Raw genomic sequence first — 5,708 nt, forward strand, 5'->3', positions numbered from 1 at the left:
GCCATCTCGGCGCCGGCTCTCCTGGCGGACGTGTTCGTCGAGTGGGCAGGAGATGCTGCCTTCGACGGACGGGAGGCAGCATCTCCTGCCCTCTCGGCGCACCGGGCGCGCCGACTCGGTCCGCGCGCCTGCCTGGTCCGGGCGGAGGTGCCCGGTGCGGTCGCGTGGGCGCGCCCGGGCACGGGAATGTTCTGGGGAAACAGAAAGAGCCACCCCCGAGGGGGTGGCTCTTCCTGAATGGATGTCCGGCGGCGTCCTACTCTCCCACACCCTGGCGAGTGCAGTACCATCGGCGCTGAAGGGCTTAGCTTCCGGGTTCGGAATGGGACCGGGCGTTTCCCCTTCGCTATGACCGCCGTAACTCTGTCGAACAGTCAAACACGGGACACCCCAGATGGGGTGCGTGTTCGTGGTTCGGGAACCGCACAGTGGACGCGTAGCACAAGTATGAGTGGTGAAGTTGTCGGCTTATTAGTACCGGTCAGCTGCGGCAGTCGTTAGTCCTGCCTTCCACATCCGGCCTATCTACCCGGTGGTCTAGCCGGGAGCCTCTCGGGGACGAGCCCCGTGGAAACCTCATCTTGAAGCAGGCTTCCCGCTTAGATGCTTTCAGCGGTTATCCCTTCCGAACGTAGCCAACCAGCCGTGCTCCTGGCGGAACAACTGGCACACCAGAGGTTCGTCCGTCCCGGTCCTCTCGTACTAGGGACAGCCCTTCTCAAGTTTCCTGCGCGCGCAGCGGATAGGGACCGAACTGTCTCACGACGTTCTAAACCCAGCTCGCGTACCGCTTTAATGGGCGAACAGCCCAACCCTTGGGACCTACTCCAGCCCCAGGATGCGACGAGCCGACATCGAGGTGCCAAACCATGCCGTCGATATGGACTCTTGGGCAAGATCAGCCTGTTATCCCCGGGGTACCTTTTATCCGTTGAGCGACGGCGCTTCCACAAGCCACCGCCGGATCACTAGTTCCGACTTTCGTCCCTGCTCGACCTGTCAGTCTCACAGTCAAGCTCCCTTGTGCACTTGCACTCGCCACCTGATTGCCAACCAGGCTGAGGGAACCTTTGAGCGCCTCCGTTACATTTTAGGAGGCAACCGCCCCAGTTAAACTACCCACCAGGCACTGTCCCTGATCCGGATCACGGACCGAGGTTAGATGTCCAGAGCGACCAGAGTGGTATTTCAACGTTGACTCCACCGACACTGGCGTGCCGGCTTCACAGTCTCCCACCTATCCTACACAAGCCGCACCGAACACCAATACCAAGCTATAGTAAAGGTCCCGGGGTCTTTCCGTCCTGCTGCGCGTAACGAGCATCTTTACTCGTAGTGCAATTTCGCCGAGTTCGCGGTTGAGACAGCGGAGAAGTCGTTACGCCATTCGTGCAGGTCGGAACTTACCCGACAAGGAATTTCGCTACCTTAGGATGGTTATAGTTACCACCGCCGTTTACTGGGGCTTAAATTCTGAGCTTCGCCTTGCGGCTGACCCGTCCTCTTAACCTTCCAGCACCGGGCAGGCGTCAGTCCGTATACATCGTCTTGCGACTTCGCACGGACCTGTGTTTTTAGTAAACAGTCGCTTCTCCCTGGTCTCTGCGGCCCTCCACGCTTCCCGGGCAAGCCGGTACACGCTTCAGGCCCCCCTTCTCCCGAAGTTACGGGGGCATTTTGCCGAGTTCCTTAACCACGATTATCTCGATCGCCTTGGTATTCTCTACCTGACCACCTGAGTCGGTTTAGGGTACGGGCGGCTAGAACCTCGCGTCGAAGCTTTTCTCGGCAGCATAGGATCACCCTCTTCCAGCATACGCTGTCACCATCGGCTCTCAGGCTACGTGAGTGGCGGATTTGCCTACCACTCGCCCTACGACCTTGGACGTGGACTACCATCGCCACGCCGGGCTACCTTCCTGCGTCACTCCTGTTAATACGCTTACCTACTACCGGTTCGGGTCACGTGCTCCATGCGACGGTGACTCCCGAAGGAGTCGGTGCCGCACTTCGGACGTTTAGCATCACCGGGCTCGGTATGGGCGGTTCTTCGCCGGTACGGGAATATCAACCCGTTGTCCATCGACTACGCCTGTCGGCCTCGCCTTAGGTCCCGACTTACCCAGGGCGGATTAGCCTGGCCCTGGAACCCTTGGTCATTCGGCGGACGGGTTTCTCACCCGTCATTCGCTACTCATGCCTGCATTCTCACTCGTGTAGCGTCCACCACTGGGTCACCCCGCAGCTTCACCCGCCACACGACGCTCCCCTACCCATCCACACGCCTGAACCACGAAGGCTTAGCGCAATGTGTGAATGCCACAGCTTCGGCGGTATACTTGAGCCCCGCTACATTGTCGGCGCGGAATCACTTGACCAGTGAGCTATTACGCACTCTTTCAAGGGTGGCTGCTTCTAAGCCAACCTCCTGGTTGTCTGTGCAACTCCACATCCTTTCCCACTTAGCATACGCTTAGGGGCCTTAGCTGGTGGTCTGGGCTGTTTCCCTCTCGACTACGGAGCTTATCCCCCGCAGTCTCACTCCCGCGCTCTCACTTACCGGCATTCGGAGTTTGGCTAACGTCAGTAACCTGGTGGGGCCCATCGGCTATCCAGTAGCTCTACCTCCGGCAAGAAACACGCGAGGCTGCACCTAAATGCATTTCGGGGAGAACCAGCTATCACGAAGTTTGATTGGCCTTTCACCCCTAACCACAGGTCATCCCCCCGGTTTTCAACCCAGGTGGGTTCGGTCCTCCACGCGGTCTTACCCGCGCTTCAACCTGCCCATGGCTAGATCACTTCGCTTCGGGTCTAGAGCACGCGACTATGATCGCCCTATTCGGACTCGCTTTCGCTACGGCTTCCCCACGCGGGTTAACCTCGCCACGTACCACTAACTCGCAGGCTCATTCTTCAAAAGGCACGCCGTCACCCCTGCTAGGGAGGCTCCGACGGATTGTAGGCACACGGTTTCAGGTACTATTTCACTCCCCTCCCGGGGTACTTTTCACCTTTCCCTCACGGTACTTGTCCGCTATCGGTCACTAGGTAGTATTTAGGCTTAGCAAGTGGTCTTGCCAGATTCACACGGGATTTCTCGGGCCCCGTGCTACTTGGGATCCCCCTCGGGAGGCCGCGCCATTTCGTCTACGGGGGTACCACCCTCTGTGCCGGGCCTTTCAATGCCCTTCGACTATGACACGGCTTTCTGACTCCCTGCTGGTTCGGCAGAACCAGCTGAAGGGTCCCACAACCCCGCATGCGCAACGCCTGCCGGCTATCACACGCACACGGTTTGGCCTGATCCGCTTTCGCTCGCCACTACTCACGGAATATCTCTTCCTGCCGGTACTGAGATGTTTCACTTCCCGGCGTTCCCTCCACACACCCTATATATTCAGGTGCGGGTCACGCGACATGACTCGCGCGGGGTTTCCCCATTCGGACATCCTCGGATCACGGTTCGTTTGCCAACTCCCCGAGGCTTATCGCAGGCTACCACGTCCTTCTTCGGCTCCTAGTGCCAAGGCATCCACCCTGTGCCCTTAAAAACTTGACCACAAAGACATACTTTAAAGATGCTCGCGTCCACTGTGCAGTTCTCAAACAACGAACGATCCCCGAGTCGTACACGCCGGCGCCTACCCGCTGCGCGATGCAGCAAGCGGTTCGTCCGACCGACCGGGCCCGTCGATGAAGCAACCTCCCTCACGGGCTGTTCCCTCAGGACCCAACAGCGTGCCTAGGCGACCACCCGCAAGTCGGCGATGCGCGTTCCATCCCGAAGGAGTACTGACGCGGTGCCGGCCGAAGATGACCGCCGTAGTTGATGTTCCACCCGTGAGCACCACCCCGAACGCGTACGGCTCGGGCCTGGTCTCTGCACACACCCAACCAGAGGCGGGCGTGTCAGAAGCTCCTTAGAAAGGAGGTGATCCAGCCGCACCTTCCGGTACGGCTACCTTGTTACGACTTAGTCCCAATCGCCAGTCCCACCTTCGACGGCTCCCCCTGCGAACAGTTGGGCCACCGGCTTCGGGTGTTACCGACTTTCGTGACTTGACGGGCGGTGTGTACAAGGCCCGGGAACGTATTCACCGCAGCGTTGCTGATCTGCGATTACTAGCGACTCCGACTTCATGGGGTCGAGTTGCAGACCCCAATCCGAACTGAGACCGGCTTTTTGGGATTCGCTCCACCTCGCGGTATCGCAGCCCTTTGTACCGGCCATTGTAGCATGCGTGAAGCCCAAGACATAAGGGGCATGATGATTTGACGTCATCCCCACCTTCCTCCGAGTTGACCCCGGCAGTCTCCTATGAGTCCCCGGCATGACCCGCTGGCAACATAGGACGAGGGTTGCGCTCGTTGCGGGACTTAACCCAACATCTCACGACACGAGCTGACGACAACCATGCACCACCTGTACACCGACCTTGCGGGGCAACCATCTCTGGAAGTTTCCGGTGTATGTCAAGCCTTGGTAAGGTTCTTCGCGTTGCATCGAATTAATCCGCATGCTCCGCCGCTTGTGCGGGCCCCCGTCAATTTCTTTGAGTTTTAGCCTTGCGGCCGTACTCCCCAGGCGGGGCACTTAATGCGTTTGCTGCGGCACGGAACTCGTGGAATGAGCCCCACACCTAGTGCCCAACGTTTACGGCATGGACTACCAGGGTATCTAATCCTGTTCGCTCCCCATGCTTTCGCTCCTCAGCGTCAGTTGCGGCCCAGAGACCTGCCTTCGCCATCGGTGTTCCTCCTGATATCTGCGCATTCCACCGCTACACCAGGAATTCCAGTCTCCCCTACCGCACTCTAGTCTGCCCGTACCCACTGCAAGCCCGAGGTTGAGCCTCGAGTTTTCACAGCAGACGCGACAGACCGCCTACGAGCTCTTTACGCCCAATAATTCCGGACAACGCTTGCGCCCTACGTATTACCGCGGCTGCTGGCACGTAGTTAGCCGGCGCTTCTTCTGCAGGTACCGTCACTTGCGCTTCTTCCCTGCTGAAAGAGGTTTACAACCCGAAGGCCTTCATCCCTCACGCGGCGTCGCTGCATCAGGCTTGCGCCCATTGTGCAATATTCCCCACTGCTGCCTCCCGTAGGAGTCTGGGCCGTGTCTCAGTCCCAGTGTGGCCGGTCGCCCTCTCAGGCCGGCTACCCGTCGTCGCCTTGGTGGGCCGTTACCCCACCAACAAGCTGATAGGCCGCGAGTCCATCCCTGACCGATAAATCTTTCCAGACGCATCAGATGCCTGAGCGTCACGTATCCGGTATTAGACCTCGTTTCCAAGGCTTATCCCAGAGTCAGGGGCAGGTTACTCACGTGTTACTCACCCGTTCGCCACTGATCCACCCAGCAAGCTGGGCTTCACCGTTCGACTTGCATGTGTTAAGCACGCCGCCAGCGTTCGTCCTGAGCCAGAATCAAACTCTCCGTAGATGTCTCATGGCAACCACCACCCGAAAGCGGCGATCAACCGACACACGAAACGACCCCCACCCGCTGGCGAGCGGAGATCAGTCAATTCGGCTGCTAAGGAAGCCACCCGACGGAGGTCGAGCGAGCTTCCGTATCAACCAAGACCCACCGACACCGACCAGCCACCCCCGAATGAAGGCGACCACCCGAGCCGATGAACCATCTTGGCATCAACTACTAGGCACACTGTTGAGTTCTCAAAGAACAGACGCGCATCCCC

The 5,708-nt window shown here is 59.0% G+C and carries 3 rRNA genes; all 3 read right to left on the minus strand.

Annotated features, from left to right (window positions below):
* Positions 1-243: 243 nt before the first annotated feature.
* The 3 genes from rrf to Cpa01nite_RS18305 all read right to left on the minus strand — a co-directional run bounded on the left by rrf (position 244) and on the right by Cpa01nite_RS18305 (position 5,449).
* Positions 244-360: ribosomal RNA gene (gene rrf / locus Cpa01nite_RS18295) — 5S ribosomal RNA — on the minus strand.
* 91 nt (positions 361-451) lie between these two features.
* Positions 452-3,562, minus strand: a 23S ribosomal RNA gene (locus tag Cpa01nite_RS18300).
* A 365-nt stretch (positions 3,563-3,927) separates the two neighbouring features.
* Positions 3,928-5,449: ribosomal RNA gene (locus Cpa01nite_RS18305) — 16S ribosomal RNA — on the minus strand.
* The 16S, 23S and 5S rRNA genes sit together here, the layout of an rRNA operon.
* Between the last annotated feature and the right edge of the window lie 259 nt (positions 5,450-5,708).

The sequence above is a fragment of the Cellulomonas pakistanensis genome, from assembly GCF_016862755.1.
Classification (GTDB): Bacteria; Actinomycetota; Actinomycetes; order Actinomycetales; family Cellulomonadaceae; genus Cellulomonas; species Cellulomonas pakistanensis.